Raw genomic sequence first — 26,031 nt, 5'->3', positions numbered from 1 at the left:
GGGCCGCGAAGGCCCCGTATTACCGTTTATTCTCCGGCCGGGGGATTCGCGCCGTCTTCCGCCGGTTCCGTCGCCGGAATCTCGGCGACAGGAACTTCCGCCGGAGTTTCGGAACTTTCCGCGCCCCCTTCCTCCGTCGCCGGGCTCTTCGGAACGTCGACCTCGACCAGCTTCGCGACGCCGGTGATCCGGTCGCCGGAATTGAGGTTCATGATTCGCACGCCGTAACTGGCGCGGCCAACCCGGCGGATTTCGTGCGCCGGAATCCGGACCAGCTGGCCGCGTTCGGTGGTCAGCAGAATTTCATCCTCTTCGGTGATCTGCACCACGCTGAGCACGGTTTCGCCTTCGCGCAGCTTGATGTTGACCACACCCTTGGCGCCGCGCTTGGTTTTGCGGTAGGTGCTGACGTAGGAGCGCTTGCCCATGCCGCCGTCGGTGACGACCAGCACTTCGGGGCCGGAGCCGACCACCGGCATCTCCTCATCCACATCGACCTCGACTTCGACCTCCTCGCCTTCCTCATCCTCGGCGGGCTCCTCATAGAGATGCTCACGGATGATTTCAAGGCTGACCACGCTGTCGCCTTCGATCTTGAAGCGCATGCCGGTCACGCCGCGGGCGGTACGGCCCATCGGCCGGATCTGGTCGTCGTCCTGATCGAACAGACAGGCCATGCCGAACTTGGTCGACAACAGGATTTCATTGCCGTTTTCGCTGATGCCGGCGCCGATCAGGTCGTCATCCTCCTCGATCACCAGCGCGCGCAGTCCGACGCGGCGCAGGTTCTTGAAGAGCGCCAGCTCGGACTTCTTGATGAAGCCGCGGCGCGAAGCCATCACGATATACTTATTCGGATCGTCGAACTCCTCCTGGCGGACTGTCAGCATCGCGCAGATCTTCTCGCCGGGTTCGACCTTGATCATATTGGTGATCGCGCGGCCCTTGCCGGTGCGCGACCCTTCCGGAATCTCGTAGACGTTCAGCCAGTACATGAAGCCGCGGTCGGTAAAGAAGAAGATGATGTCGTGACTGTCCGCATTGAACAGGTGTTCGACGTGATCCTCCTCCTTGGTCTCCATGCCGATAATGCCCTTGCCGCCGCGGTGCTGGGTGCGGTAGGTGTCGGCGGGTACACGCTTGATGTAGCCGGTGTTGGAAACGGTGATCACGCAGCTGTGACGCGGAATCAGGTCGGCGATGTTGAGATCGGTGTCGTCGATGGTGATTTCGGTGCGGCGCGGATCGGCATACTTTTCGCGGATCTCCTTGAGCTCGTCCTTGATCACGCCGAGCTGCATTTCACGGCTGGCGGCGAGAGCGGTCAGGTATTCGATCCGCTTCTTGAGTTCCTCGTATTCGGCGGTCAGCGTTTCGATGGCCAGTCCGGTCAGCTGGTGCAGCCGCATATCGAGGATCGCGTCAACCTGAATCTGGGTGAATTCAAAACGGGCGATCAGGTTCGCGGCCGCATCCTGACGGCTGCGGGATTCGCGGATGATCTGCACCACGTCGTTGATGTTGGCCAGCGCTTTCATCAAACCTTCCAAGATGTGGGCCCGCGCCTGCGCCTTCTTCAGCTCAAAGAGAGTGCGGCGCACGATCACTTCGAGGCGGTGGTCGATATAGGCCTGCAGCACCTGCACCAGATTCATCGTGCGCGGCCGGTTGTGGTCGACGACCAGCATCGTGCAGCCGATGGTGGTTTCGAGCATGGTGTGCGCGAAAAGCTGGTTCAGCACCACCGACCCCATCGCGCCGCGCTTGATTTCGATCACGATGCGCATGCCGGTGCGTTTGCTGGACTCGTCGCGCAGCCCGGAAATGCCGGTAATGCGCTTGTCGTTGACCAGCTCGGCGATCTTCTTGACCAGTTGTTCCTTGCAGATTGCGTACGGGATTTCGGAGACGATGATCTGTTCGCGGCCGTCCTTTTCGATGATGTCCGCCTTGGCGCGGATTTTGATGCTGCCGTGGCCGGTCTGGTAGAACTGGCGCATCGAATAGCGGCCGCGGATGATCGCTCCGGTCGGGAAGTCCGGGCCGGGCAGATACTCCATCAGCTCGTCGACGGTCGCTTTGGGATTGTCCAGAAGGCAGATGGTCGCGTCGATCACTTCACCGAGGTTATGCGGCGGAATGCTGGTCGCCATGCCGACGCCGATGCCGGTGGTCCCGTTGACCAGGAGTTGCGGATAACGGGCCGGAAGCACTTCCGGCTCGGTTTCGGATTCGTCGAAGTTCGGGATCATGTTGACCGTATCTTTTTCGATATCGGCCAGCAGCTCTTCCGCGAGGCGCTCCATACGGCACTCGGTATACCGGCTCGCCGCGGCGGGGTCGCCGTCGATGTTGCCGAAGTTGCCCTGCCCCTCGATCAGCGGATTGCGCATGGAAAAGTCCTGCGCGAGACGCACCAGCGCATCATAGATCGCGGCATCGCCGTGCGGGTGGTATTTACCCATCACTTCGCCGACGACGCGGGCGCACTTGACGGTGGCGTGCGATTTGCCGAGCCCGAGCTGGCGCATCGCGTACAGGATGCGGCGGTTCACCGGCTTGAGACCGTCACGCACATCCGGGATGGCACGGCCGACGTTGACGCTGAGCGAATACTGCAAATATGCAGTATGCATGATATCTTCAATATTTACCTGAAAATCCCTGGTTCCCAAATCGCTCATATCAATCGTTCCCGTTCCATTATATAAATTATTCGTTCGCTATCCAGTTGCGACGCCCCGCCGCATCAGGGCACAATCAGCCCTAAAATAGCGTAATATATCACTTGAAGAGGGGTTTAACAAGCCGCCGCGAGGTAAAAAACGGAAACAAAAACCAAAAAAACAGCGGCGAAACCATCCACGCCGCCGCCAGGCTCCGGAACCGCCGGAATCCCCTTGCTTTTCTACGCTTTACCGAACCGGCTGATAATCTATCTCCGACTCTTCGCCGGTTGCTTCCAGCTTGAAAATCACCGGGCGCAAGCCGTCGTTGCAGCTGCAGATCGCCACACCGGGCTTCCTGATCCAGTCTCCGTAGTAAAAGAGTCCGTTTCCGGCGCCGTGCGCCAAGGCGAACGCATACTGGTAGATTGCCTTCCACGCCTCATCGCAGAACCCTTCCGGTTTGGCGTAGTCCGCATAAAAGACCTGCCCGGCCTTCAGCATCGGGCAGGCTTTCAATCCCTCCGCGCCATACTCCGCGGCCAGTTCCTTGTCCAGTGTCGTTTTGAGTACCGTGATCTTTACTTTTTTCATGGCTGTGCTCCTTGTTCTGAGAAAATGGGAAACAGGCAAAACTGCGAAGTTTGTTTGCGGTTTTCGATGGCGGCATTGCTGTTTTCATGTCGCCGCCGGAAGCTCACGCACCCGCAGGGCCGTGTCTGCAATTACCATCTGTTGTCGCCGACCCTCGCAGCGGCTCCGCGCTCTGAACCTATGCGGCTGTTCTTTTGTATGTTGTCATCACCGGAAGCTCACGCTCCTGCAGGGCCGCGTCTGCAATTACCATCCGCTGTCGCCGACCCTCGCAGCGGCTCCGCGCTCTGAACCGTTTCTCAAAATCGCTTCGCTTTTTTGAGAAACGCGCGCTCCGCCGGGCGGTACTGCCGCATTGCGGTCGGCATTCGCCGACCTTACATTTCGAAAGCTCCGGGAGCCGCGCCTGCGCGCTCCCTCCGCCTTCGACCAGCGCTGTTCGCGCGCTGGACTGCGCCCGGCAAACTGCCGGTGGCGACGCCGCTATGCGGCTTTACTTTAGTTTTTTATTTTCTGGAGAATTTTCTCCGGTTCCGCCATGCGTCCCGGCCCGTCCGCCCCGCACGCCACGTGTCCGCACTCAGGCCCGACAAACTCCACCCCCCGCTTTTTCAGCAGTTCCACATTATCCGCACAGGCCGCGTGCCGCCACATCTCCGGATTCATCGCCGGAGCCAGAACCACCCGTCCGTTGAACGTCGCCGCAAACGTCGTCAACGCGTCGTCTGCAATCCCGTGCGCCAGTTTCGCGATGAAGTTCGCCGTCGCCGGAGCCACCACCAGCAGCTCCGCCTCATTCGCCAGCGCCACATGCTCCGGCCGCCAGTCCGGCACCTCCCACAACGACCGCACCACCGGCCGCCGCGAAAGCGTCCGGAACGTCAACGGCGTCACGAATTTCTCCGCGTTTTCCGTCATCAGCACCTGCACCTCGAATCCCGCCTTGACCAGTCTGCTGCACAGCCCGGCGGCCTTATAAGCCGCGATTCCGCCGGTCACGCCGAGCGCGATCACTCTTTTTTCACTCATGAAAACAGTTCCTCCGGCTGGTTGGCCGTCCGCAGCTCAAACGAGCGGAACAGCCCGGTCATTTCCGCAGCGGCAATATCAAGGTCATCGTTGATCACCAGATAGTCATACTTCTTCCAGAACGAAAGCTCGTGCTTCGCGGTGCCGAGCCGCAGCGCGATCTGTTCTTCGGAGTCGGTGGCGCGTCCCCTCAGCCGTTTTTCCAACGCTTCAACCGACGGGGGGCCGATGAAAACCCAGACCGTATGAGCGGCAAGCTCGGGATCGCGGGCGGCGGCATCGCGGATTTTCATCGCTCCCTGAACGTCGATATCCAGCACGACGGATCTGCCGCGCCGGATGCGTTCGAGCACTTCGGATTTCAGGGTGCCGTACCGGTTCGCAAACACCTGGGCATGCTCAATGAATTCATCATTGCCGATGCGGCGCTCAAACTCTTCACGGGAGAGAAAATAGTAGTGAACGCCGTGCTGTTCGCCGACGCGGGGATTGCGGGTGGTGCAGGAGATGGAAAATTCGAGGCCGGGCATGGCGGCGCGGACACGACTGACGAGGGTGGATTTACCGACGCCGCTGGGGCCGGAGAGAACGATCACAGTACCATATTTGCTCATAAAAAATCTCCCAAAAAATAATAAATAAAGAATAGCCGCTTCAGCGGCGTCGCCACCGGCAGCTTGCCGGACGCGGTCCAGCGGCGGAACGCTGGTCGGCTGCTGTCGAGCTGCGCAGGCGCAGCTCAGAAGCAGACGAAATGTAAGGTCCGCGAATGCGGACCGCAACCGCAACAGTACCTCTCGCGCAAAAGCGCTTGCCTGAAATAAAAATAAGCAACGCGCATTTTATTTCAGGCAGTAAGCGCGTTGCCGCCACCATCACCTTTACGGCCACCGAAAACCGCAGCAAAGCTCAATCAGCCCGCCTGTTTTTCCTTACTCTCCAGCATCACGCCAGAATATCGCCCGGCCACCTTGGAGTGCGGAACCCGCAGGGCTTGTCCGGCTTTGCCGGATAAGCTTCAGTTCCGCTTTCCAGTCGGACATGACTTTTACCGCACACGAAATCAAACAACCGGCACGGTAAAGGCCGGGTGCGACTTGACAGCGGAGATGAATCTCCGCACTCCAAAGACGCTTCGCGTCATCAAGCGCTCCCGCATGGCCGCGTCTGCAATTACCATCTGTTGCCGCCGACCCTCGCAACGGCTCCGCGCTTTGAACCGCGTCTCAAAATTGCTTCGCTTTTTGAGAAGCGCGCGCTCCCTCCGCTTTCGACCAGCGCTGTTCGCGCGCTGGACTGCGCCCGGCAAGCTGCCGGTGGCGACGCCGCTGAAGCGGCTGTTCTTTTATGTTTTTTATTTTCGGGAGAGTTTTGCTCCGCACTCTTTCTCCCAGCCCGGGAAATTCCATCTCTCCGGGAACCGCCTGCACTGTTCCGGCTTCACCGGGTCAATCCGGCACCCCGCCGGTTCCCCCTCCTCCAGAAATACACAGCTGCCGTCCGCCTTCTCAATCAGCGTCAGCCCCTGCCGGTCCGGCATCAGCTCCGTCCACCGTTCCAGAAACGCCTCCGGCGGCATCCCCAGAAACGCCGCGATCACATCGATCTCCGCATCGGTCACCTTCACGCAGCCGCTCCAGCGGCAGCAGTTTCCGCAGCGCACACAGACAAAATCACTCATATTTTCAAAAGCAAAACGGGCATCTCCCCGGCATCTCTGCCCCGGAAACACCCGTCACGCATCCTCACTGTCTTCCGCCGTTACCGGAAATCATCAAACGTCAGATCGTCCCCCTTGACGTCGATCAGCAAAAAGCCCAGCGCGAAATCAAACCATTCCACCGGGTGAATATAGAGATCGCCGGTCACAAGACAGCCCAGCGAACCGCCAATCTGCCAGTAGTCGCGCGCGCCGTCGAAGTAATTGTAGGGCCAGCGGTCCGGAGTCGGGAACCCCTCCCGATGCTCGAAATACTTCTTCACCAGCGAGGTGTTGTTGACCACGCCGTACTCTTCGCCGCTGACCACCACGAACGACCAGTACCAGCCCTGCTCCGTCCCGAAGCCGTACTGGCGGTTATAGCCCTTGTAAGCCTTCCACGCCATGCCGATACCGGCGCCGCCCCATACCGCACGCGTCCCCATCATCTGAATTTCGACGATCGGACCGACGCCGAGATTCACGGAAAAGAGGTCAAGCGCATCGATCAGCCGGTTCGGGATGTAAAGCGCCAGCTTCTCGCCGATATTCACCTCCGGGCTGGAACGGTAGGCGGCCGGAGCCGCCATCGCGGCACTGCCGGTGAACAACAAAATCGCAAGACCGAGCGTCAGCAAAACTTTTTTCATGAATATGGCCTCTGATTGAACTGGTTGATAAATGATTGATTTCCGTACTGTTTTTAACCTAAACGTTTTTCAAATCTTTACAAGCGGCATTGCCCCGAAATCATCAAAAAAACTATTTCGCATCCGGGAATTTGATCTCCGGGAATTTCGACGGCGGGCGCTTGTCCGGCATCGGCGGCGGCGGCTCCACTGCCGGCTCGGTCGGCCCGGCTGAAGGCGGAGCCGGCGGAATCGGTTCTTCCACGATTTCGAAGTCGCCGGTCATTTCCGCGCGCTTCAGGTCAAGCTGTTCCAGCGTGAGGCGGGTGATGCGGCGCTGCTCCGCCAGCAGTTCCGTCAACGTCGACTGCATCTTCTTGAACTGCCCGGCCATATTCAGCAGATTCGCGTCAAGTTCGCGCCGGCCTTCCTGAAATTTCGAATAAAAACGCGACAACTGCGCGATCCCCATCATCACGATCACCCAGGTCAACCCGGCAACCACCCAAATCCAAACCATTGAAAATCCCATTTCGTCTTCATTTCCCATAACGCAGATACCCCGACTCGTTAAATTCGAATTTCGGATCGACTGAAACGTAATTATGCTGTAATATATAGCGTTTCCCGGACTAATTCAACTTTTCCGGCGGCAAATTCTCCAAACATTCCCGGACCGTCCGCCCGGAATCCGGAAATCTCCACTTGCCCGCGACCTCCGCCAGCGGCATCAACACGAATCCCCGCTCCTGCGCCCGCGGGTGCGGCAACCGCAGAAACGCCGTCTCCCGCCGCTCGTCGCCGAACAGGATCAGGTCGAGGTCCAGCGGGCGGGATTCCCGGCTCGAATGCTTCTCCGGCCGCCCCGCTTCCCGCTCCAGGCGCTGGCAGACCGCCAACAGTTCTTCCGCGCTCCCCGCCCACTCCCCGATCAGCGCGGCATTGCAGAAATCCGGCGTTCCCGGCACGCAGTCCACCGCCGCCGTCCGGAAAAGGCGGCTCTGAACCGGGCGCACAACCCCCGCCGCCGCCAGCTTTTCAACGGCATTCCGGAAAATTTCCGGGGAATTTCCCTGATTCCCCCCCAACATTATCGCAAATTTCGTGGTTTTTAACATAATCTGCTCGTTTTTTCCGCAAAGATGCTTTATATTTATAATTACACGAAAAATCAACTTTTGCAAAGAGAAGATGACGAATCAGCCGGAAATTTATTTTCTCGGATCCGGGCCGATCGCGGTCCCGATCCTGAAAGCCGTCGCCGCCGCCCCCGGGCTGCGGCTCGTCGGCGTCGGCACCCAGCTCGACCGTCCGGCAGGGCGGAACCGCAAGCCCACCCCGACCCCGGTGGGCGCGGCAGCGCAGGAGCTGGGCCTCAACCCGGACAAGGTTCCCAACGTGAACGATCCGGCCTTCCTCGCTTCTCTGCGTGCCAGAAACCCGGCGATCGTGCTGGTGGTCTCTTTCGGCCAGATCCTGCGCGCGGAACTGCTGGCGCTGCCCCGGGTGGCCTGCGTGAACATCCACGCCTCTTTGCTGCCGCGTTACCGCGGTGCTTCGCCGGTCACTCAGTGCATCCTGAACCGCGACGCCGAAACCGGCGTCTGCTTCATGGCGATGGAGCGCGGTCTGGATACCGGCGGCGTCTACTCCTCGCTCCGGGTTCCGCTGGACCACCGGGAATATTGCGACGCGCTTGAGGTGAAACTCGGGCTGATCGCGGCCAAGGTCGCCCCCGGCACGCTCTGGGCCATCGCCTCCGGCGACCTCCAGCCCGTGCCGCAGGACGATACCGAGGCGACCGTCTGCACCAAGATCAAAAAGGCGGACGGGAAAATCAACTGGACCAAGAGTTCCTACGACATCGAAGCGATGGTGCGCGCCTACTATCCGTGGCCCGGCGCCTTCTGCACGATGCTGACCACGCGCGGCGAAAGCACAATCACCCTGACCCGGGTGATCTGCCGCCGCGACCTCGGCGGAACTCCCGGCTCCGTGCTGCAGGCGGACAAATACGCGCTGATCATCGCCTGCGGCTCCGGCGCCATCGAAGTGGTCGAACTTGCCCCGCCGGGACGGCGGGCGATGTCCGCGGTGGCCTTCCTGAACGGCCTGCGCGGTGAAAAACCGGTAATTCTGCCGTAACGGAACCGGCCCTCCCGAAACGGAGCAGGTTCCGCCGCCGGCACAGATTCAACAATTTATGTGTGTATGGGAAAATCAATGGACAAAACAGGCAAGCAGATCATCCTGAACTGCGAAAAACTCGAGCGCCGTTTCGCGCTCCTGAACAACGGGCGGCTCGAAGAGTACCAGATCGAGCGCGACGGCAACGAACCCAAGGTCGGCGACATCTACCTCGGCAAAATCATCAACCTCGAACCCTCGCTGCAGGCGGCCTTCGTCGACATCGGCGCCGAAAAGAACGCTTTCCTTCACTATCACGAAATGCTTCCCGGCTGCGACGAGCTGCTCGGCCGCCGCGATTCGGATGACGACGACGATGAGAAAACCGTTTCCGGCAACGAACAGCCGATCCAGGCCAAACGTCAGAAACGGCAGGAGGCCAAACCCAACTCCAAGGTGAACCAGGAGGCGCTGCGCCGCAAGAAGAAGCTGACCGTCGCGGATATCCCGAATATCTTCAAACCGGGCATGGAAATCCTCGTGCAGGTCGTGAAATCCCCGATCAGCACCAAAGGTGCGCGGGTCACCACCGACATCTCCATCGCCGGGCGTTATCTCGTGCTGATGCCATACAGCGAGCACATCGGGCTTTCCACGCGCATCGAAGGCGGACAGGAGCGCGACCGGCTGCGCAAAATTCTCGCCGCGCTGGAACTGCCGGAAGGCATGGGGCTGATCTGCCGCACCGTCGGCGAAGGGCGGCGTTCGACCTTCTTCAAGCGCGACCTCGACCTGCTGCTCGACAACTGGCGCAAGATCGAAAAGGGAATGGATACGCGCAACGCCCCCGCGCTGCTCTACACCGAGCCGAACCTCGTCGAGCGCACCATCCGCGATTTCATGACCGAGGAGTTCCAGGGGATCGTCGTGGACGACGCCGACGCCAGTTGCCAGATCATCGAGACCCTGAACCGGTTCGGAGGCCGCAAGATGGCCGAAAAGGTCACGTTGTACAACTCCGGCAAGCCGGTCTTTGAAGCGTACCGGATCAACGACCAGCTGCGCGAAGTGTTCCAGCGCGAAGTCCGGCTGCCCGGCGGCGGCGCGATCGTGGTCGACGAAACCGAAGCGCTGATCGCGATCGACGTAAACTCCGGGCGGGGGCGCAAAGGCGCCGACCAGCCGGAATTCATCCTGAAAACCAACCTCGAAGCCGCCGAGGAGATCGCCCGCCAGCTCCGGCTGCGCAACATCGGCGGCCTTGTCGTGCTCGACTTCATCGACATGCGCAGCGCCCGCGACCGCGAGGAGGTATACCGCACCATGAAGCGGCTGGTCAAGGACGACCGCGCCAAAACCAAGGTGCTGCCGCTCAGCCGCCTCGGCCTGATGGAGATGACCCGCCAGCGCGAGCACGAGAGCATCAAGGATCAGGTATTCATGCCCTGTCCCTACTGCCACGGTTCCGGCCGCGTGAAATCGGTGGTTTCGATGAGCGTCGAAATCCAGCGCCGCCTCAATACCGTACTGCGCGAAAGCCGTTACCGCAACCGCCCGGTGCGGGTGATCATGCACCCGGACATCCTGCAGCGGCTGCGCAACGAAGACGCGCTACTGCTGCGCGAGCTGGAAGAAAAATACAAGCACGACCTGAGTTTCCGGGCGGATCCGATGCTGCACTCCGAGGAGTTCAAGCTGGTCGATCCCGACACCGGCGACGAGTTGAAGTGAGGGTTCCGGCGCGAATGAGGAGCGCGCCGTCAAACGGGGAGTAACACATGAAAGACAGTGCAAGAATTCTGATTGTCGACGACGAGCACAACACCCGCGAAGCGATGGCGCGCTATCTGCGGCTCCGGTTCAATGTCGCCACCGCCGCCGACGGCGGCGAAGCGATCGAGTTGCTGAAACACGAAGATTTCGACCTGGTGCTGACCGACCTGCGTATGCCGAAGGCCGACGGCATGAGCGTATTGGAGGCGACCGCCAGCAAGGCGAACCGGCCCGCCTGCATTCTCCTGACCGCTTACGGTTCCATTGGCGACGCCGTCGCCGCCGTCAAGAAAGGCGCATTCGATTTCGTCGCCAAGCCGGTCAAGCTGGACAAGCTCGAAGCCGTGATCGACGCCGCGCTGGCCGCCCGGCGCAAGGCGGCCGAGGACAAGGCGGCCCAGGCCGAAGCCACCGTTGCGGCGACCGCTCCCGCCGTGGCCGCGCCGCCTCCCGGGATCGTGCTTCCGACCGACGATCCCGCCAACCCGATGACCAAAGTGATGTCTCTGGTCAAAACCGTCGCCCCGACCCGGTCGACCGTGCTGCTGACCGGCGAAAGCGGCACCGGCAAGGAGGTGTTCGCCCGGATGATCCACGACTGGAGCGGCCGCACCGGCTATTTCGTGCCGGTCCACTGCGCCGCGCTGACCGCGACGCTGCTTGAAAGCGAACTCTTCGGTTACGAAAAAGGAGCGTTCACCGGCGCCGCCGAACGCCACAAGGGGCGGTTCGAGGTCGCCGACCACGGCACGCTGTTCCTCGACGAAATCGGTGAAATCGATCCTGCTACCCAGGTCAAGCTGCTGCGCGTGCTGGAAACCCGTTCCTTCGAACGGGTCGGCGGCACCGAAACCATCAAGGTCGACGTCCGTCTCGTCGCCGCCACCAACCGCGACCTGCGCAAAATGGTCAGCGAGGGGACTTTCCGCGAAGACCTCTTTTACCGCCTGAGCGTGGTCAACCTCGAACTGCCGCCGCTGCGCGACCGCAAAAGTGACATTCCCGGCCTGATCCATAGCTTCATCGCCGAATTCGCCCGCGAAAACGAACGCGACGTGACCGGCATCGCCCCGGACGCCCTCGCCGAACTGGTCGCCTATCCGTGGCCCGGCAATATCCGCGAACTGCGCAACTGCATCGAGTGCATGGTCGTGCTGGCCCGGGAAAAAATCCTGCGCAAATCCGACATTCCCGAAGCGGTCCGCAACCATGAAAATCCGGTTCCGCCCGGTTCTGCCGCCACCGCTCCCGAACCGGAAATAGAAACCTTTGAAAATTCCGAACGCAAGCTGATCGAAAAAGCCCTCGCCGAGTGCAACGGCAACCGCACGCAGGCCGCCAAACTGCTCGGCATCAGCCGCCGCACCCTCCACCGCCGTCTCGCCGAACAATAGGGATTTTACCGGGAGGAATCGATCTCGGCCTGAAGTTTCAGGGATTCGCGCAGGTCTCCCATCAGGATGCAGCCGGCCAGACGGCCGGAATCATCCCGGAAGAGCTTGCGGAAATTGCCGGTTTCAGGATCGTAACTGGTTTCGGCTTGCGGAGTATCGAAACATCCTGCCGAAAAGAGTTTCAGGCCGAACACCGCGAGCCGGGCCGGATAGGATTCGGGGCGGAAACAGGCTTCTTCGCCGGCGATGTTCCTGCCGGCGGCCTGTCCCATCATTTTAGCGGCATTGAACAATCCGTAGCAGACGCCGTCCACTTCGGCGCAGTCGCCGGCGGCGAAGATGTCCGGGGCGGAAGTACGCATCCTGTCGTCGACCGCGATTCCCCGGTTGCAGCGGATTCCGGCGGCGGCCGCAAGGGCGGTATTGGCGCGGGCGCCGGCGGAAACCATCACCAGTTCCGCCGGGATTTTCCCGGATTCCAGCACTACGCCGTCCGGCTCGACCGCCTGGACTTTGACCCCGAATCTGAGGGTCAGATTCGGAACTTCCGCCAGTTTCTTTTCCACGATCGCGGCGGCTTCGGCGTCGAGGTTGCGCGGCAGCAGCGCCGGACAGCCTTCAGTGACGACGACCTCGCAGCCGCGTTCAAGCAGGCTTTCGGCCAGTTCGAGGCCGAGCAATCCGCCGCCGATCACCACGATTTTGCGGACGCCCGCCTCAAGGCGTTTTTCGATCCGCTCGAAATCGGCGAACTCCCGCAGCGACAGCACATTTTCCCCTTCGATCCCCGGCACCGGCGGCAGAAAGCAGCGGCTGCCGGTCGCGATCAGCAGCTTGTCGAAAGCGGCGGCCGTGCCGTCGGCGAAGGTCAGGAATTTCTCCGACGGTTGAATCACGGTCACGGTGTGGTCGAGCTCAAGCCGGATTCCCTTGTCCTGATAGAAGGTTTCGGGTTTGATGTAAAACTGCGCTTCATTCATCGGTTCGGCGATCATGCCGGAGAGGGCGGGACGGCGGTAGGGGCGTACCTTCTCGCGCGAATACATCACGACTTCCGATTCCGGTTTCAGGGCTTTGATCTGTATGGCGGCCTCCAATGCGGCCACGCCGGAACCGATGATTGCTGTTTTCATCATAAAAAATCCTCCTCAGGGTTGCAAACGGAATACTTTCCATTACATTAACCGCGAAAGAGAGAGAGTCAAATGAAAGAGTTGAATTTTTTCAGCGATTACCTTGCAAAACGATACGGACGGAAGCTCTACCGGATTCCGCTCGACCTCGCGCTGGGGTGCCCGAACCGGGAGGGTGGTTTCGGAGCGGGGTGCGCATTCTGCGCGGAGGACGGCAGCCGGGCGCGCCATCTCTCCCGTCACCTCGATCTGACGGGACAGGTCGCGGCCGGAGTCGAATTCGCCCGCAACCGTTACGGGGCCGAACCGCCTTACATCGCCTATTTCCAGGCGTTCACTTCCACCTTCGCTCCGGCGGAGAAGCTGAGAAGGCTCTACCGCGAGGCGCTCGCCGCCGCCGATTTCAAGGTGGTGATCATCGGCACCCGCCCCGATGCGCTGCCGGAACCGGTGCTCGATCTGCTTTCCGAACTGGCCCGGGAGTATGAACTGTGGATCGAACTCGGCGTGCAGAGCAGCCATGACCGGACGCTGGAGCTGATCCGGCGCGGGCACGACTTCGCCGCGACGGTGAAAGCGGCCAACCAGCTGGCGGAACGCGGCATCAACGCCGCCTGCCACGTGATCGCGGGGCTGCCTGGGGAGAGCGCCGAAGATTTCTTCCGAACCGCCGAACGGATCGCGGCGCTGCCGTTCCGGGCGGTGAAGCTGCATCAACTATTGACGTTGAAGAAAACGCCGCTCGCGTCGCCGGAATTCCCGGTCAAACCGCAGCCGCTCAACGAATACGAGTATATGGAACAGGCGGCGGAATTCCTGCACCGGCTTCCCGACGACTGGCTGGTGATGCGCCTGATCGCCGAAGCTGACCCGGAAACGATTCTCGCGCCGCGCTGGTGGATGAGCAAGGGGCAGTTCCTCGAACTCTTCCGGGAGAAGTTCAACTCCGGCGGCGGCGGGATGTTCACCGGCGTCGCCACCGCCGACGGCTCGCCGACGCTCTACCACCCCGGCTTCCGGCAGCACTTTCACTCGCTGGCCGGAGCCGCCACCGAATCGCTCCGCAAATTCACGGAACCCGCCGCGCTGGCGGAACGGCTGAAACGCGGCCCGGTCCGGCTGCTGGACGTCGGCTTCGGCCTCGGCGCCAATGCGGCGGCGGCGGTGCGCTGCGCGCAGGAGAGTCGCGGCGAGCTTGAAATCCTCACGCTGGAATTGGATCCGCGGGTGCTGGAGGCAAGTGCGAAACTCTATGCGGCCGGCTCCGTGGAGGCGCGGCTGATCGGGGCGCTGCGCCGCGATGGATATTATGCCGAAAACGGAATCCGGGTCACGCTGCTGACCGGCGACGCCCGGCAGAGCGTGCGACAGCTCGATGGCCCGTTCGACGTGATCTTTCAGGACGGCTTTTCCCCCGACTGCAACCCGGAACTGTGGAGTTACGATTTCGTGCGCGAGCTGGCCCGCCGCCTTGCGCCCGGCGGAGTGCTGACCAGTTATTGCAGCGCATTCCCGTTCCGGGGGGCGCTGTTGCGGAGCGGTCTGCAGGTCGGCGAATCGGTCCCGTTCGGGCGGAAGCGCGGCGGCACGGTCGCCGCCTTCGATCCGGCGCTGCTGCCGGTGCCGTTGCCGGAAAAGGAGCGCGGCATCATCTGCCGCTCCACTGCCGGAGTATGTTACCGCGATCCGTCGCTCACCGGCACCCGCGAAACGCTTTTCGCCCGGCGGGAGCGGCTGGTCCGCCGGCTGCGGAACCGCGGAGTTCCCAAGTGGTTCAAGGCGTGACGGCGATCCGGTTCACCATGTCGAGCAGTTCATCGGCGTCATCATCTCCGGTCTCGGCGGCCCGTTTCAGATAGGAGCGCGCCAGCGCCGGGTCCGGCTCCACCCCGATCCCGTCGCGGTAGAGAATCGCAAGCTGATAGAGGGCGGTAGCGTCCTCCTGTTCGGCGGCTCTGCGGTAAAGTTTCAACGCTCCGGCGAGGTCGGGTTCCGGAATGCCCCATCCCCACTGGTAACAATCCGCCAGCAGCGCGGTGCCGGCCGTATTTCCGTCCCGATCCAGCTTCCGCAGAATTTTCACCCCTTTTTCTTGGTCCTGCTCCGTCCCTCGGCCATGCAGATAACACAAGGCCAGATTGATTTTCCCGAAGCTGAATCCGGCTTCCGCCGCCTGCCCGAAAAGCTCGAAGGCGCGGATCGGATCATGCGGCACATGGCGCCCCTGCCGGTACCAGATCCCCAACGTATTGATCGCACGGGAATAGTTCAGGTTGACCGCCCGTTCCATCCAGCGGACCGCCTCGGCGGAAGAAACCTCCGTACCGATCCCCTCCGCATGGGCCAGGGCGAGCCGGTAGCACCCGAGCGGACTCTCCAGTTCCGCCGCCTTCCGGTAATATTCAAATGCCTTTGCCGGATCGGCCTTTACGCCTTCGCCCTCCTCGTAACAGATTCCGAGCCGGGCCGTCGCGCGCGGATTCTTCTGCTCCGCCGCCTTGCCGTACCAGAAGAACGCCTCAACCGGATCGACTTTCACGCCGTCGTCGCCGTTGCTGAGAATATCCGCCACATCCAGCTGCCCGTAGACATAACCATGCTCCGCCGCCTTCCGATACCAGTTCAACGCTTCCGAAATATCCTCATCGGTCCCGTGGCCGTAATAGTGGCACTCACCGACCATATACTCAGCCGCCGCATCCCCCTCCGCCGCCGCTTTCCGGAACCAACGCAGCGCCTCATCATAATCTTCCGGGCAGGGGTATTCTCCATATAAATAATTGATGCCGAGCTTGTAACATCGCGCCGCCCCGCCTCGTTCCGCCAGCCGGACCCGGTTTTGCAACAGGAAATTGCGGAAGCCGTCAGTGAGTTCCTCGTGGAACAGCAGCGTTCCGGCGACCACTCCGCCCGCGACCGCCAATACGCCGAAACATCCGGTCATGCTGAGGACTGCGGCGATTTTCCAAGCGGTTTCCGGCGGTTCGACAGCCCCCGGCTTACAACCGGGCTTTCCGGCCCGCACGAACAGGATTCCCCACAGGATCAGGTTGACCGGGAAAAGCAGCGAAAATACCGCATACGCCACCGCACTCCCCATCCCGGAGCCGGTCGCGCGCGCCAGCCGGTAGGTCCAGATCGGCAGCAGGAACCAGAATCCCCAGAAAAGCACCGCCAGAATGATCCACCAGACCAGTTGCCGCCGCAGCCGGACCGCGAGCCGTTCCTCCATTCCTTCCCCCCTTTGACTCTAAAAAATCTCTTGTTCCGTTCTTCACGAAAAACGGGCCTGCAACCCCTGACGGATTGCAGACCTTGCATACGCGGCTCCCCCCCGGACTACGGCAGCCGCAGATTCCACGTGCATTCGGCGATGAAGCCCAGCATCAGCAGCGCCAGCGCCAGCAGCGCCAGCGTCGGACCGTACTCCCGGAATTCGATGTATTTCGGCTGTTCGATCGTCGTCTTTTCCAGCTGGTTGATCTCGTCCATCACCTGCTTCATGCCGTCGGCGTCGGCGGCGTGGAAGTAGGTGCCGCCGGTGATCTCGGCCAGCGAACGGAGCAGCTTCTCGTCGAACTCATCCTCGATCCCCTGAAACTGCTGCCGCCCGAACGGATCGGTGACCAGCACGAATGCGTTCCGGCTGCCGATTCCGACCGTGTGAATCACCACGTCGAACTCCTTGCCGAGCGCTGCGGCCTGCTCGGGCGTGAGCCGGTTGTCCACATTGTTCCGGCCGTCCGTGAAGAGCACCAGCACCCGGCGGGGCGCGTCGGATTTCTTCAGGCGGTTCACTCCCGACGCCAGCGGAGCGGCGATACCGGTCTGCTGGCCGATCATGCCCGGCTCCAGCTGCTCCAGATGAGCCAGCAGCCACGCATGGTCCAGCGTCGGCGGCGCGAAGCTGTAAGCCTGATCCGCAAAACCGATCAGCCCGATCCGGTCGTTCGGCCGCTGCTCGATAAAGCGGCGGATCTCCTTTTTCGCAACCTCGATCCGGTTCTCGACCTCTTTGTTTTTCACCGCGGCGATCAAAGTGCGCGCGTCGTTGATGTTGCGCGGCACATCGTATGCCTCCATGCTGCCGGACATATCCAGCGCCAGCACGATATCGATGCCCTGCGAACGGATCAGCACCTTTTCATCGCCGTAACGCGGCCTCGCCAGCGCCACGATCAGCACCGCCAGCCCCAGCATCATCGCGACCAGCCGGAAAGTCGGGCGGTGCTTCGCGACCACCGCGCCGAACGGGCGCACGGTGGACACCACCAGCGACGGCCGTTTCTTCCAAAACAGCTCATACGCGAAAAGCAGCGGCACCAGAAGCAGCAGCAACAGTACCCACGGATAAGCAAATTCCATCATTTCGACCTCCCTTCCGCCTCATCCTCGGGGCGAATGCGGGTGCTCTCCACCAGCTGCTCAGCTTTGGCGAGCGCATCGTTCAGCGCCCGGTCGTCCGGCGGAGCCTTCGCGAATTTCACCTGATCTGCGGCGGTCATGAACTCCCGCAGGAACGGCCGCTGCTCCTTCGGCAGCGGGCTTGCGCTCCGGTCCATATCCGCCAGAAATTCCGGCGTGGTCCGGGTGGAGGCGGGAATCTCGAACCGCTGCTCCAGATATCCCCGGACCAAGTCGGTCAGCCGGGCGAAACCGGCCTCCACCGGGATCTCGTGACTCGCCAGCCCGCTGCGCAATGAGTGCAGCGCCTGAAGCGCCCGCTCCCACGGCGGCAGCTCTCCGGCCGCCCTGCCCCTGCGGAACCACACGAACCAGATCACCGCCGCCGCCGGAATCAACAGCAGCAGCCAGTACCAGCCGGAAGCATCCAGCTTGCCGCCCAGCTCCGCCGCCCCGGCCAGCTGCAGCTCCGTCCCCGGTTCCACCTTGACCGGAGCCGCGGTGAATCCGGGCAGCACGATCACATCGAGCAATGCGCCTTTGTTTTTGGAAGTCTCGTCAAGCTCCACAGTGAGCGCACCCGGCTCCACCGCTCCGGGACGGAACGGTCGCACTTCGGCGGTCACATGCCACACCTGCGTGGACCAGCGCCACGCGCCGCGCCGCACCTGCGGCGTTCCCACCAGCACACTGCCCTTGCCCGCTTCGGCAACGGCCTTCTCAATTGAGGCGCGCACCGGCAGTACGAGTTCCGCTTGCGCCTGAACCGTCCTGCCCAGCTCCACTTCCCCCTCCGGAACCAGCGTTGCCGCTCCCGGAATTTCGGCAAGCTCAGTCAGGCGGTACGACCACAGATAGCCGCTCCCCCAGACCAGACCGGCCAGCAACAGCAACCCCCCGAGGGTGATAAAACCGTATTTCAGGAAATTTTTCATCATTCACCTACCTTCCCTGCCGGTTGCGGCGGCGGGCGAAAAAATCGATCACCGGCGGCAGCACATCCTTGCCACTCTCGATTTCGACGAGATCCACCCGGGAACGGCGGCAGAGTTCGCGGCGTTCCCGACGTTCGGCTTCCAGCTCGGCGTCCAGCCGCGCGAGGCTCCGGCTGCCGCCCGGAAAGGTCAGCAGTTCGCCGGTTTCGGCATCCTCGACCACCACCGGCAGCCCGGAGGGCCAGCGGTGTTCGATCGGGTCGAAAATCTGCAGCGCCACACAGTCGTGCTTGCGGTTCAGGATTTTCAGGCTGTTTTCAAACGGGCGGTCCGTGATCAGGTCGCTCAGCAGGAACACCACGCTCTTCTTTTTCAGCACCTGCAGCGTTTCGCGCAGCGCAAGGTCGATGTCGGTTCCCTTGCTCTGCGGTTCAAACGCGAGCATCTCCCGGATCAGCCGCAGCGTGTGGCGGCGGCCCGACCGGGGCGGCACGAAAAGTTCGATCCGGTCGCTGAACATCAGCAATCCGACTTTGTCTCCGTTGTGGCCGGCGCTGAAAGCGAGCAGCGCGGCGAGCTCCGCCGCCGTCCGCCGCTTGGTCTTTTCGGCAGAACCGAACGCCCCCGAAGCGGAGACGTCGACCAGCAGCAGCACAGTCAACTCGCGCTCTTCCATGTATTTTTTGACGTAAGGCGACCCCATGCGGGCCGATACGTTCCAGTCGATGTCGCGGACATCGTCCTCGGGGGTGTATTCACGCACCTCGTCGAATTCGATGCCGCGCCCTTTGAATACGCTCCGGTACGCGCCGCCGGTGATCTCGTCGACCACCCGGTTGGTGCGGATTTCCAGAAGGCGTATCTGCTTGGCTATTTCAGGCGGCAGCATAAGTGACCTCCTCTCCGCGGCTGAATTTGCAACTCCTCAAAACCGTCAGTGTCCGCCCTAGGGCGTGCGCAACTCGGCGAGAAGACGCTGGATCACCGCGTCGGTGTCGATGTTTTCCGCTTCCGCCTCGTAGGAGAGCACAATCCGGTGACGCAGCACGTCGGGCGCGATCTCCTTCACGTCCTGCGGCAGCACGTAGGCGCGCCCGGCCAGCAGCGCCGCCCCGCGGGCGGCCAGCGCCAGCGCGATCGAAGCGCGCGGCGAAGCGCCGAAGCTGACCAGCCCATCGAGTTCGTCCAGCTTCGCGCCGGACTGGCGGCTGGAAAGCTCCGCCCGGCAGCCGGGACGGGTCGCGATCACCAGATCAAGGATGTATTCGACGATCTTTTCATCGATGTAGATTTTGTCCACCAGATTGCGGGCATTCATGATGTCCTCCAGAGACGCCACCGCCACCGCGCCGACCGACGGCGACGGATGGGCCATGCGGTTCACCACCGCCGCCTCCTCGCCGCGCGACGGATAGCTCACGCGCAGCTTGAACATGAAACGGTCCAGCTGCGCTTCCGGCAGCGGGTAGGTTCCCTCCTGTTCGATCGGGTTCTGCGTCGCCATCACCAGAAACGGCATCGGCAGCTTGAAGCATTCCCCGGCAATCGTGACCTGCTTTTCCTGCATCGCTTCGAGCAGGGCGCTCTGCACTTTCGCCGGAGCGCGGTTGATCTCGTCGGCCAGCACGATATTCGCAAACACCGGGCCGATTTTGGTTGAAAACTCATGCGTCGAAGCGTTGTAGATACGCGTGCCGATCACGTCGGCCGGCAACAGGTCCGGAGTGAACTGCAACCGCGAAAACGTCCCTTTCAGGCTCTGCGCCAGCGTTTTGACCGCCAGCGTCTTGGCCAGTCCCGGCACGCCTTCGAGCAGCACGTGGCCGTCGGAGATCAATGCGAGCAGCAACCGGTCGACCAGCTTCTCCTGCCCGGCGATGATCCGCCCCATCTCGGTTTTGACCAGCTGAAGCGGAATCGCCTGCTGGCGGACCAGTTCCTGAAGCTCCTGAATATCCTTTTGTTCCATGATAACACCTCCTCAATGTGTATTCAAAATGGATTCCTCTATGAGAATATTAAGATAAAGTGTTGATACGGAAATGTCAAGCGCCCCGCAGAAAATTCTGCGCCATAACCGCTTTTCCCGGAGGATGCACGCCTCCGGTCACTTCTTGAAAACAAGAGGTTTGGTGAGATTGGTGCTGCGGTCGCTGGCGATCCGGTAACGGAACATCACGCGGGGAGTCGCCTCCTTGACTTTGGCGGCATTCATCACGATCTTGTTGTCATTCTGGAGCACAAGGGTCAGGAAGCCGTCCTTCTGCCGGTCGATCAGATCCGCGAGCTGACGCAGCGACACGATCTTTTCGCCATTGACGGAAACCACCCGGATCGCCCGGATGTTCTGATAGCCGAGATTGACCTCATCGGCCAGCACCATCGACACGATCACGATCTCCTCATCCGGCCGGCTGCGGGGCTTGCCGAGGTTGATTGCAAGGTCGGCGGGCATGTTGCCGGGGTTCCGCCATGCGGAATAGATGAAATTCGCGGTCAGCGGGGTAAAAACCAGCCCGCCCGCAATGTAATATTCGGGTTCGCGGTCGTAGACCTGATTCGGAATCCGGTACGGAATCTTCACGGTTTTCGTTTCGACCGTCATCTCTTTGCCGTCGCGCAGGATGGTCAGTCTGCAGGGGGTGTTCAACTGCTTCTCCCAGAAAACACAGCCGAAATAGAGCACCTTGCCCTGCCCCTGATCGATGGTGGCGTCGTTGGCGATGTTGAAATTCTCGACCTTCATCACCACGTCGCCGGCCTTCAGCGGCACCTGCTCCGCCAGAATTTCCGGAACGGAGGTGACCAGAATGCCGGACTGCCCCGGCTTCATCCTGCAATATTCGCGCAGGTCGGGATTTTCCAGCTTCTCATAATCGAACGGGACATCCGGGAAACCGTCCACCTTGCCGCTTTTCAGGTCCTCCAGAAAATGCTTCAGCACGGAACACGGGATCATATAACCGATGTTCTGCGACTCCCCGAGCCCCTGGAACGCGATGCCGACCACCTTGCCCTCGTGCAGCACGGGGCCGCCGCTGTTGCCGGGATTGATCGCCGCGTCGATCTGGGCGCCGAGCAGCTCCTTGCCGCTGTGGGAGTATTCCAGTGGTTCGACGCGCGACAGCACGCCGACGGTGATCGAAACGTTGTCGCCGCCGACCGGATAGCCGACCGCCGCGACCGAGCTCTGCATCGGCGGCAGGTCGGCCAGCTCCAGCGGCTTGATGCCGTCGAAGAATTTCGGGTCCTCGACGGTCAGGATCGCGAGGTCGCACTCATGGTTGACCGCGACCACCTTCGCCGGATAGCGGGTCTGGTCGCCGGGCTTGCGGACCGTGATGAAGGTCGGATAGGCGACCACATGGGCGTTGGTGATGATCCGGTTGCCGTCGATCACGAAGCCGGTGCCGGAACCGGACTGCTGGCTGAAATTCTGCCACGGCAGGAAGTAGTTCGGCGGGCTGGAGACCGCGAAAATCTTCACGACTCCGGTCCACTCCTCCCCCGCGAACAGCGTCAGGAAGCCGAACAGCGCGGCGACGATCACCGCCGGAAATTTCAATATTTTCATATCACATCCCTCCTCTTTGGGTTATTGTGTCACTTCAAACTCAGGCTCAAGCGGAAATCTTCCGCTGTTTTCTCCGAATCGGCAACCGCAATCGGGAAAAACCACGTAGCACCCCAGGCCGCCAACGGGAACAGGTTATCCCCGGCAGCGCATACCGCCGATAGACTCCGCGCAGCCATTGGTAATATTTCCCCCACGGAAAGCCATGCCGCATTCGCGGCAGGCGGGTCTTACGGCCTGACGGCCTCCAGACCTTGTGCGCCACGCGGCCTGATTTTCAATCGCACCTCCGGTAGCTGGGCACATAGCGGCGGCAAGGTGCCGCTGCCGTGACTGTCTCCGCCGGGCAAAGGCGCTTCGCCCTTGCAACCCGACCGGCAACGTGCCGGTGCGGTAAAACGCATATAGACTTCCCACAACCCATTCGTAATATTCCCGGGGAAGCCATGCCGCATTCGCGGCAGGCGGGTCTTACGACCTAACGGTCTCCAGACCTTGTGCGCTACGCGGCCTGATTTGTAATCAGGCTCCGGTAGCTGGGCGCATAGCGGCGGCAAGGTGCCGCTGCCGTGACTGTCTCCGACGGGCAAGGCGCTTCGCCCTTGCAACCCGACCGGCAACGTGCCGGTGCGGTAAAACGCATATAGACTTCCCACAACCCATGATTAATACCTCCGGTTTTGAGATTTTTGCGCAGCAAAAAACTCGAAACCGTACCCGGCGCCGGCACCTTGCCGGTCGGGGGGCCGGGGGACGAAGTGCCCCCGGCGGGGCCCCGGGGCAGCGCCCCGGGCCGCCGGAGGCAATTACTTCGCGCAGCGGGCGATCGCGACGCGGCCCGAGCGCGCCATCTCGACGATGCCGAAGTCGCGGACCAGCTCGATGAAGTTGTCGATCCGGTCGGATTTGCCCGCGATCTCAACGCCGATCTCCTCGCGGCTGACCGAGACGATGGTTCCGGCGAAGATTTCGACGAGCTGCATCAGCTGGGAACGGTCCTCGCGGGTGGGGGTCTTGATCTTGATCAGCGCCATTTCGCGTTCGATGAAGTGGCTGCCGGTCAGGTTTTCGACCCGGATCACGTCGATCAGCTTGCTGAGCTGCTTGTCGATCTGTTCGAGGATCGCGGCGTCGCCGGTGGTCACGATGGTCATCTTCGAGAAACGGGGGTCCTCGGTTTCGTGGACGGTCAGCGAGGAGATGTTGTAGCCGCGGCCGCTGAAAAGCCCCGCCACGCGGGCCAGCACGCCGAACTTATTCTCCACCAGCACGGATATGGTGTGTTTTTCCTGAAATTCCATGGAACTCTCCTGAATGTAATGATGTTGTCTTTTCTATAACATGCCGCAACTTGCCGTTTTTTGCAATACCCGCGGGAATAAAAAAACGCTTCCGCGCCGGGCGAAAGCGTCTGTTCGGAGGATTCGGGGAGGGTTCAGGCCCGGTTCCGCTCCCGGATTTCCCGGCTGACGTCGGCGATGATCCGCTCCAGCGACAGTTCCGGCTTCCATCCGGTCAGGGCGGTGATCTTCGCGGTATTCGGCATCCGGCGCTTCATGTCCTCGAAGCCCTTGGCATACGCCTTCTCATACGGCACAAGCTCAATCGCGGAGCTGCTGCCGGTCAGGCGGATCACTTCACGCGCCAGATCGCCGATGGTGATCGAATCCTGGCTGCCGATGTTGTAGGTTTCGCCGTGGCTCGCCTCGTTGCCGATCAGCAGCTTCAGCGCCCGGATCACGTCGAACACATGGCAGAAGCAGCGCGACTGGGTGCCGTCGCCGTAGACCTGAATCGGTTCGCCGTTCAGCGCGCGAGACACGAAGCGCGGAATCACCATGCCGTAGCGTCCGGTCTGGCGCGGGCCGACCGTGTTGAAAAAGCGCACCACCGTCCCCGGCATCCCGGACGCCTGATGAAACGCTTTCAGATAAAATTCATCGAGCAGCTTGCTGCACGCATAACTCCAGCGGCAGTGGTCCGGCGAACCGATGATCAGGTCGTCGGTTTCGGTGAACAGCTTCTGGGTGGACTTGCCGTACACCTCGCTGGTCGAAGCGACGATCACGCGCTTGTGATAATGCGCGGTGTGCCGCAGCACGTTTTCGGTGCCGTGCACGTTGGTCAGAATAGTGCGGACCGGGTCCTTCACCACCAGCTCCACGCCGACAGCGGCGGCGAGGTGAATCACCACATCCGCCTCACGGATCAGGGATTCGAGAATTTCCGGATGCGTGACGATGTCGTCCTCGATGATCCGCAGCGCCGGATGGTTCTCCACGGCCCGCAGATTCTCTCTGGAGCCGGTCGAGTAGTTATCGACGACCGTCACCCGCCGGCCGTCGGCCAGCAGAGACTCCGTCAGGTGGCCGCCGATGAAACCGGAACCGCCGGTGATCAGATAGTGCATGACTGCCTCCTTCAGTTGCGGCTTTCCGCCGGAGCCGGTGTTTCGGCTTCGCCGCGCAGTTTATGCCAGACCCAGCCGGCAGGCCCGGAGAGAATGTAAAGAGTGATGATGGCCGTCAGCGCCTGAATCCGGAAGACGGCGACCGCCACCAGCATGACGACCAGCAGCAGAGCCCGCTTCCGGTTGCGGCGCACCGAGAGCAGCCACTTCGCGGCGTGGGTATACGGAATCGGACTGACCATCAGCAGCCCCAGCACCGCCGCATAATAAGGCAGAATCACCGCCAGCTGCTTCAGGCCGATGTTGGTCGTGGAAGCAAAGACCACCACTACGCAGATCGCGGCAGCGGCGCCGGGAGAGGGCAGGCCGGAAAATTTGTCGCCGCTCTTTTTCTCCAGAATCGCATGTACATTATAGGTCGCCAGCCGGAGCGCCGCGCAGCCGAGATAGACGGAGCAGAGGATATAGACCATGATCTCCTGCGTCCGGTTCAGGTCCCAGTCGCGCAGACTGTGGGTCATGATCGCGACCAGTGTCGCCGGAGCCACACCGAAGGTCACCATGTCCGCCAGCGAATCCATCTGGATGCCGTGCATGCTCGCCGCGTTGAACAGCCGCGCCGCGAAGCCGTCGAACGCGTCGAAAATCATCGCGCAGCAGATCAGTACCGCGCTGGTTGCGAACACCGACAGCGCATTGCTCGAATTGTAAAATCTTTCATACGCGCGGAGCGTATAAAGGATCGCCGCGAAACCGCACAGCGAGTTGCAGAGAGTCAGGGAGTTCGGCACACATTTGAGCCACCGGTTCGTCTTGATCAGTTCGCGGAAACGCTGTTTCATAATGACTTATTCTTTCACTGTTGCCATCACGGTTTCGCCGCCATAGACCCGGTCGCCGACTTTCACATTGATTTCGACACCGTCAAGCGGCAGATAAAGCTCCGTGCGCGAACCGAATTTGATCATACCGTAGACTTCGCCCTTCTTCAACTGGCGGCCGGGTTCGACCGGACAGACGATGCGGCGGGCGATCGCCCCCGAAATCTGGCGCACCGCCATCGGAAACTTCTTCCCGGCGGCGGAGGCGGTCCCGGCAATGGTCATCGCCTCATTGCGCCTGGCGCATTCGGAGTTGCGCGCGTCGAGGTATTCGCCCTCGCGGTAATATTTGCTCTCCACCGCAAGCTCGGCGGGAGCGCGGTTCACATGCACATTGAGCACCGACAGAAAGACGCCGATCCGCTGCGCCCTGCCGGTGAACGGCGGGAAATTGAAATCCTCGACCACGCCGATGTCACGCACCACGCCATCGGCGGGACTGACCAGCAGCGCCGGATCAGCCGGAATCTTCCGGGAGGGATTGCGGAAAAAGGCGGCGAACCCGGCAAACAGGATCACGGCAATCACCGCGACGATCCAGCCGGTCGCCGGGAATCCTCCGCGGCAGATCAGCCACCAGCAGCCGGCCAGAACCGCCAGCGTCACCACTCCGCCGAGGCCCCATTCGCGAATTCCAAATTTCGTAAGCGTCATCATGATTGCAGTCTTGTCTCTTTCCGTAATGCTTAAGGGAACCTCTATCAATAGTTTTTTGAAAGGAATTCCGTTTATTCATGTCTGAAAATCTCCGAATGAGATTTTTCAGAGTTGCCATTTAGTTTT

General features: G+C 61.4%; 24 protein-coding genes. 5 read left to right on the top strand and 19 right to left on the bottom strand.

Annotation, left to right across the window (positions count from 1 at the left end; translation table 11 throughout):
- Window positions 1–26: 26 nt before the first annotated feature.
- The 4 genes from gyrA to gmk form a co-directional block, all read right to left on the bottom strand.
- Window positions 27–2,684: a DNA gyrase subunit A gene (gyrA, locus tag C8D82_RS18415; RefSeq protein WP_116885759.1), complete on the bottom strand. Its 2,658-nt coding sequence runs from the start codon at window positions 2,682–2,684 to the stop codon at window positions 27–29.
- Between the two features lie 231 nt (window positions 2,685–2,915).
- Window positions 2,916–3,260 carry a TIGR04076 family protein gene (locus C8D82_RS18410; RefSeq protein ID WP_116885758.1) on the bottom strand — a complete coding sequence of 115 codons (345 nt, stop codon included), beginning with the start codon at window positions 3,258–3,260 and terminating at the stop codon, window positions 2,916–2,918.
- A 498-nt stretch (window positions 3,261–3,758) separates the two neighbouring features.
- Window positions 3,759–4,289 carry a flavoprotein gene (locus C8D82_RS18405; protein ID WP_116885757.1) on the bottom strand — a complete coding sequence of 177 codons (531 nt, stop codon included), beginning with the start codon at window positions 4,287–4,289 and terminating at the stop codon, window positions 3,759–3,761.
- Window positions 4,286–4,903: a guanylate kinase gene (gmk, locus tag C8D82_RS18400; protein ID WP_116885756.1), complete on the bottom strand. Its 618-nt coding sequence runs from the start codon at window positions 4,901–4,903 to the stop codon at window positions 4,286–4,288. Before gmk ends, C8D82_RS18405 begins: the two co-directional genes overlap by 4 nt.
- A gap of 155 nt (window positions 4,904–5,058) precedes the next feature.
- Here gmk and C8D82_RS20870 point away from each other — a divergent pair, with 155 nt between their 5' ends.
- The gene (locus tag C8D82_RS20870) at window positions 5,059–5,304 is read left to right on the top strand and encodes a hypothetical protein (RefSeq protein WP_133245287.1); all 246 of its coding nucleotides are present in this window, start codon (window positions 5,059–5,061) and stop codon (window positions 5,302–5,304) included.
- A gap of 339 nt (window positions 5,305–5,643) precedes the next feature.
- Here C8D82_RS20870 and C8D82_RS18395 read toward each other — a convergent pair whose 3' ends face one another.
- The 4 genes from C8D82_RS18395 to folK all read right to left on the bottom strand — a co-directional run bounded on the left by C8D82_RS18395 (window position 5,644) and on the right by folK (window position 7,708).
- Complete coding sequence (locus C8D82_RS18395) at window positions 5,644–5,970, bottom strand: YkgJ family cysteine cluster protein (RefSeq protein ID WP_116885755.1); 327 nt, start codon at window positions 5,968–5,970, stop codon at window positions 5,644–5,646.
- An 80-nt stretch (window positions 5,971–6,050) separates the two neighbouring features.
- Window positions 6,051–6,638: a hypothetical protein gene (locus tag C8D82_RS18390; protein WP_116885754.1), complete on the bottom strand. Its 588-nt coding sequence runs from the start codon at window positions 6,636–6,638 to the stop codon at window positions 6,051–6,053.
- Window positions 6,639–6,750: 112 nt separating this feature from the next.
- Entirely contained in the window at window positions 6,751–7,137 is a 387-nt protein-coding gene (locus tag C8D82_RS18385) for a hypothetical protein (protein WP_133245286.1), read from the bottom strand.
- Window positions 7,138–7,249: 112 nt separating this feature from the next.
- Window positions 7,250–7,708, bottom strand: coding sequence for a 2-amino-4-hydroxy-6-hydroxymethyldihydropteridine diphosphokinase (gene folK / locus C8D82_RS18380; RefSeq protein WP_165833190.1), 459 nt, complete (start codon window positions 7,706–7,708; stop codon window positions 7,250–7,252).
- 100 nt (window positions 7,709–7,808) lie between these two features.
- Here folK and fmt point away from each other — a divergent pair, with 100 nt between their 5' ends.
- The 3 genes from fmt (at window position 7,809) to C8D82_RS18365 (ending at window position 11,911) form a co-directional block, all read left to right on the top strand.
- On the top strand, window positions 7,809–8,762 hold the full coding sequence (gene fmt, locus C8D82_RS18375) for a methionyl-tRNA formyltransferase (RefSeq protein WP_116885751.1): 954 nt from the start codon (window positions 7,809–7,811) through the stop codon (window positions 8,760–8,762).
- Window positions 8,763–8,840: 78 nt separating this feature from the next.
- On the top strand, window positions 8,841–10,475 hold the full coding sequence (locus C8D82_RS18370; RefSeq protein ID WP_206212624.1) for an Rne/Rng family ribonuclease: 1,635 nt from the start codon (window positions 8,841–8,843) through the stop codon (window positions 10,473–10,475).
- A gap of 47 nt (window positions 10,476–10,522) precedes the next feature.
- On the top strand, window positions 10,523–11,911 hold the full coding sequence (locus C8D82_RS18365; RefSeq protein WP_116885749.1) for a sigma-54-dependent transcriptional regulator: 1,389 nt from the start codon (window positions 10,523–10,525) through the stop codon (window positions 11,909–11,911).
- 5 nt (window positions 11,912–11,916) lie between these two features.
- On the opposite strand, the gene C8D82_RS18360 is transcribed toward C8D82_RS18365, so the two are convergent.
- Window positions 11,917–13,047: an NAD(P)/FAD-dependent oxidoreductase gene (locus C8D82_RS18360; RefSeq protein ID WP_116885748.1), complete on the bottom strand. Its 1,131-nt coding sequence runs from the start codon at window positions 13,045–13,047 to the stop codon at window positions 11,917–11,919.
- Window positions 13,048–13,116: 69 nt separating this feature from the next.
- On the opposite strand from C8D82_RS18360, the gene mnmL reads away from it, so the two are divergent.
- Entirely contained in the window at window positions 13,117–14,829 is a 1,713-nt protein-coding gene (gene mnmL, locus C8D82_RS18355; RefSeq protein ID WP_116885747.1) for a tRNA modification radical SAM protein MnmL/YtqA, read from the top strand.
- On the opposite strand, the gene C8D82_RS18350 is transcribed toward mnmL, so the two are convergent.
- The 10 genes from C8D82_RS18350 to C8D82_RS18305 all read right to left on the bottom strand — a co-directional run bounded on the left by C8D82_RS18350 (window position 14,819) and on the right by C8D82_RS18305 (window position 25,905).
- A complete protein-coding gene (locus tag C8D82_RS18350; RefSeq protein ID WP_116885746.1) occupies window positions 14,819–16,276 on the bottom strand; it encodes a tetratricopeptide repeat protein in 1,458 nt (485 codons plus the stop codon). The genes mnmL and C8D82_RS18350 overlap by 11 nt on opposite strands.
- 107 nt (window positions 16,277–16,383) lie before the next feature.
- Window positions 16,384–17,412 carry a vWA domain-containing protein gene (locus tag C8D82_RS18345; RefSeq protein WP_116885745.1) on the bottom strand — a complete coding sequence of 343 codons (1,029 nt, stop codon included), beginning with the start codon at window positions 17,410–17,412 and terminating at the stop codon, window positions 16,384–16,386.
- A complete protein-coding gene (locus tag C8D82_RS18340; RefSeq protein WP_116885744.1) occupies window positions 17,409–18,386 on the bottom strand; it encodes a hypothetical protein in 978 nt (325 codons plus the stop codon). The genes C8D82_RS18345 and C8D82_RS18340 overlap by 4 nt, the downstream gene beginning before the upstream one ends.
- Before the next feature lie 4 nt (window positions 18,387–18,390).
- Window positions 18,391–19,272 carry a DUF58 domain-containing protein gene (locus C8D82_RS18335; protein WP_116885743.1) on the bottom strand — a complete coding sequence of 294 codons (882 nt, stop codon included), beginning with the start codon at window positions 19,270–19,272 and terminating at the stop codon, window positions 18,391–18,393.
- A gap of 57 nt (window positions 19,273–19,329) precedes the next feature.
- On the bottom strand, window positions 19,330–20,352 hold the full coding sequence (locus C8D82_RS18330; RefSeq protein WP_116885742.1) for an AAA family ATPase: 1,023 nt from the start codon (window positions 20,350–20,352) through the stop codon (window positions 19,330–19,332).
- Between the two features lie 138 nt (window positions 20,353–20,490).
- Entirely contained in the window at window positions 20,491–21,957 is a 1,467-nt protein-coding gene (locus tag C8D82_RS18325) for a S1C family serine protease (protein WP_116885741.1), read from the bottom strand.
- An 806-nt stretch (window positions 21,958–22,763) separates the two neighbouring features.
- Entirely contained in the window at window positions 22,764–23,258 is a 495-nt protein-coding gene (gene ilvN / locus C8D82_RS18320) for an acetolactate synthase small subunit (RefSeq protein WP_116885740.1), read from the bottom strand.
- 134 nt (window positions 23,259–23,392) lie between these two features.
- A complete protein-coding gene (locus C8D82_RS18315) occupies window positions 23,393–24,367 on the bottom strand; it encodes an NAD-dependent epimerase/dehydratase family protein (RefSeq protein ID WP_116885739.1) in 975 nt (324 codons plus the stop codon).
- A gap of 11 nt (window positions 24,368–24,378) precedes the next feature.
- Window positions 24,379–25,209, bottom strand: a complete 831-nt coding sequence (locus C8D82_RS18310; protein WP_116885738.1) for a CDP-alcohol phosphatidyltransferase family protein — start codon at window positions 25,207–25,209, stop codon at window positions 24,379–24,381.
- Window positions 25,210–25,215: 6 nt separating this feature from the next.
- The gene (locus tag C8D82_RS18305) at window positions 25,216–25,905 is read right to left on the bottom strand and encodes a phosphatidylserine decarboxylase (RefSeq protein ID WP_116885737.1); all 690 of its coding nucleotides are present in this window, start codon (window positions 25,903–25,905) and stop codon (window positions 25,216–25,218) included.
- Window positions 25,906–26,031: the final 126 nt, after the last annotated feature.

This window comes from Victivallis vadensis, from assembly GCF_003096415.1.
GTDB lineage: Bacteria > Verrucomicrobiota > Lentisphaeria > Victivallales > Victivallaceae > Victivallis > Victivallis vadensis.
Note: the sequence above shows the minus strand (reverse complement) of the source record. Positions and strands in the feature narration are given on the sequence as shown.

Excerpts from the sequence above, each read along its gene's own strand:
- ilvN (WP_116885740.1), bottom strand. The coding sequence starts at position 23,258 with ATGGAATTTCAGGAAAAACACACCATATCCGTGCTGGTGGAGAATAAG.
- C8D82_RS18330 (WP_116885742.1), bottom strand. The coding sequence starts at position 20,352 with ATGGAACAAAAGGATATTCAGGAGCTTCAGGAACTGGTCCGCCAGCAG.
- C8D82_RS18365 (WP_116885749.1), top strand. The coding sequence starts at position 10,523 with ATGAAAGACAGTGCAAGAATTCTGATTGTCGACGACGAGCACAACACC.
- gyrA (WP_116885759.1), bottom strand. The coding sequence starts at position 2,684 with ATGAGCGATTTGGGAACCAGGGATTTTCAGGTAAATATTGAAGATATC.
- C8D82_RS18410 (WP_116885758.1), bottom strand. The coding sequence starts at position 3,260 with ATGAAAAAAGTAAAGATCACGGTACTCAAAACGACACTGGACAAGGAA.
- folK (WP_165833190.1), bottom strand. The coding sequence starts at position 7,708 with ATGTTGGGGGGGAATCAGGGAAATTCCCCGGAAATTTTCCGGAATGCC.
- C8D82_RS18335 (WP_116885743.1), bottom strand. The coding sequence starts at position 19,272 with ATGCTGCCGCCTGAAATAGCCAAGCAGATACGCCTTCTGGAAATCCGC.
- C8D82_RS18305 (WP_116885737.1), bottom strand. The coding sequence starts at position 25,905 with ATGATGACGCTTACGAAATTTGGAATTCGCGAATGGGGCCTCGGCGGA.
- C8D82_RS18395 (WP_116885755.1), bottom strand. The coding sequence starts at position 5,970 with ATGAGTGATTTTGTCTGTGTGCGCTGCGGAAACTGCTGCCGCTGGAGC.
- C8D82_RS18370 (WP_206212624.1), top strand. The coding sequence starts at position 8,841 with ATGGACAAAACAGGCAAGCAGATCATCCTGAACTGCGAAAAACTCGAG.
- C8D82_RS18345 (WP_116885745.1), bottom strand. The coding sequence starts at position 17,412 with ATGATGGAATTTGCTTATCCGTGGGTACTGTTGCTGCTGCTTCTGGTG.
- fmt (WP_116885751.1), top strand. The coding sequence starts at position 7,809 with ATGACGAATCAGCCGGAAATTTATTTTCTCGGATCCGGGCCGATCGCG.
- C8D82_RS18385 (WP_133245286.1), bottom strand. The coding sequence starts at position 7,137 with ATGGTTTGGATTTGGGTGGTTGCCGGGTTGACCTGGGTGATCGTGATG.
- gmk (WP_116885756.1), bottom strand. The coding sequence starts at position 4,903 with ATGAGCAAATATGGTACTGTGATCGTTCTCTCCGGCCCCAGCGGCGTC.
- C8D82_RS18325 (WP_116885741.1), bottom strand. The coding sequence starts at position 21,957 with ATGAAAATATTGAAATTTCCGGCGGTGATCGTCGCCGCGCTGTTCGGC.
- C8D82_RS18405 (WP_116885757.1), bottom strand. The coding sequence starts at position 4,289 with ATGAGTGAAAAAAGAGTGATCGCGCTCGGCGTGACCGGCGGAATCGCG.
- C8D82_RS18360 (WP_116885748.1), bottom strand. The coding sequence starts at position 13,047 with ATGATGAAAACAGCAATCATCGGTTCCGGCGTGGCCGCATTGGAGGCC.
- C8D82_RS18310 (WP_116885738.1), bottom strand. The coding sequence starts at position 25,209 with ATGAAACAGCGTTTCCGCGAACTGATCAAGACGAACCGGTGGCTCAAA.
- C8D82_RS18340 (WP_116885744.1), bottom strand. The coding sequence starts at position 18,386 with ATGATGAAAAATTTCCTGAAATACGGTTTTATCACCCTCGGGGGGTTG.
- mnmL (WP_116885747.1), top strand. The coding sequence starts at position 13,117 with ATGAAAGAGTTGAATTTTTTCAGCGATTACCTTGCAAAACGATACGGA.
- C8D82_RS18350 (WP_116885746.1), bottom strand. The coding sequence starts at position 16,276 with ATGGAGGAACGGCTCGCGGTCCGGCTGCGGCGGCAACTGGTCTGGTGG.
- C8D82_RS20870 (WP_133245287.1), top strand. The coding sequence starts at position 5,059 with ATGCGGACCGCAACCGCAACAGTACCTCTCGCGCAAAAGCGCTTGCCT.
- C8D82_RS18315 (WP_116885739.1), bottom strand. The coding sequence starts at position 24,367 with ATGCACTATCTGATCACCGGCGGTTCCGGTTTCATCGGCGGCCACCTG.
- C8D82_RS18390 (WP_116885754.1), bottom strand. The coding sequence starts at position 6,638 with ATGAAAAAAGTTTTGCTGACGCTCGGTCTTGCGATTTTGTTGTTCACC.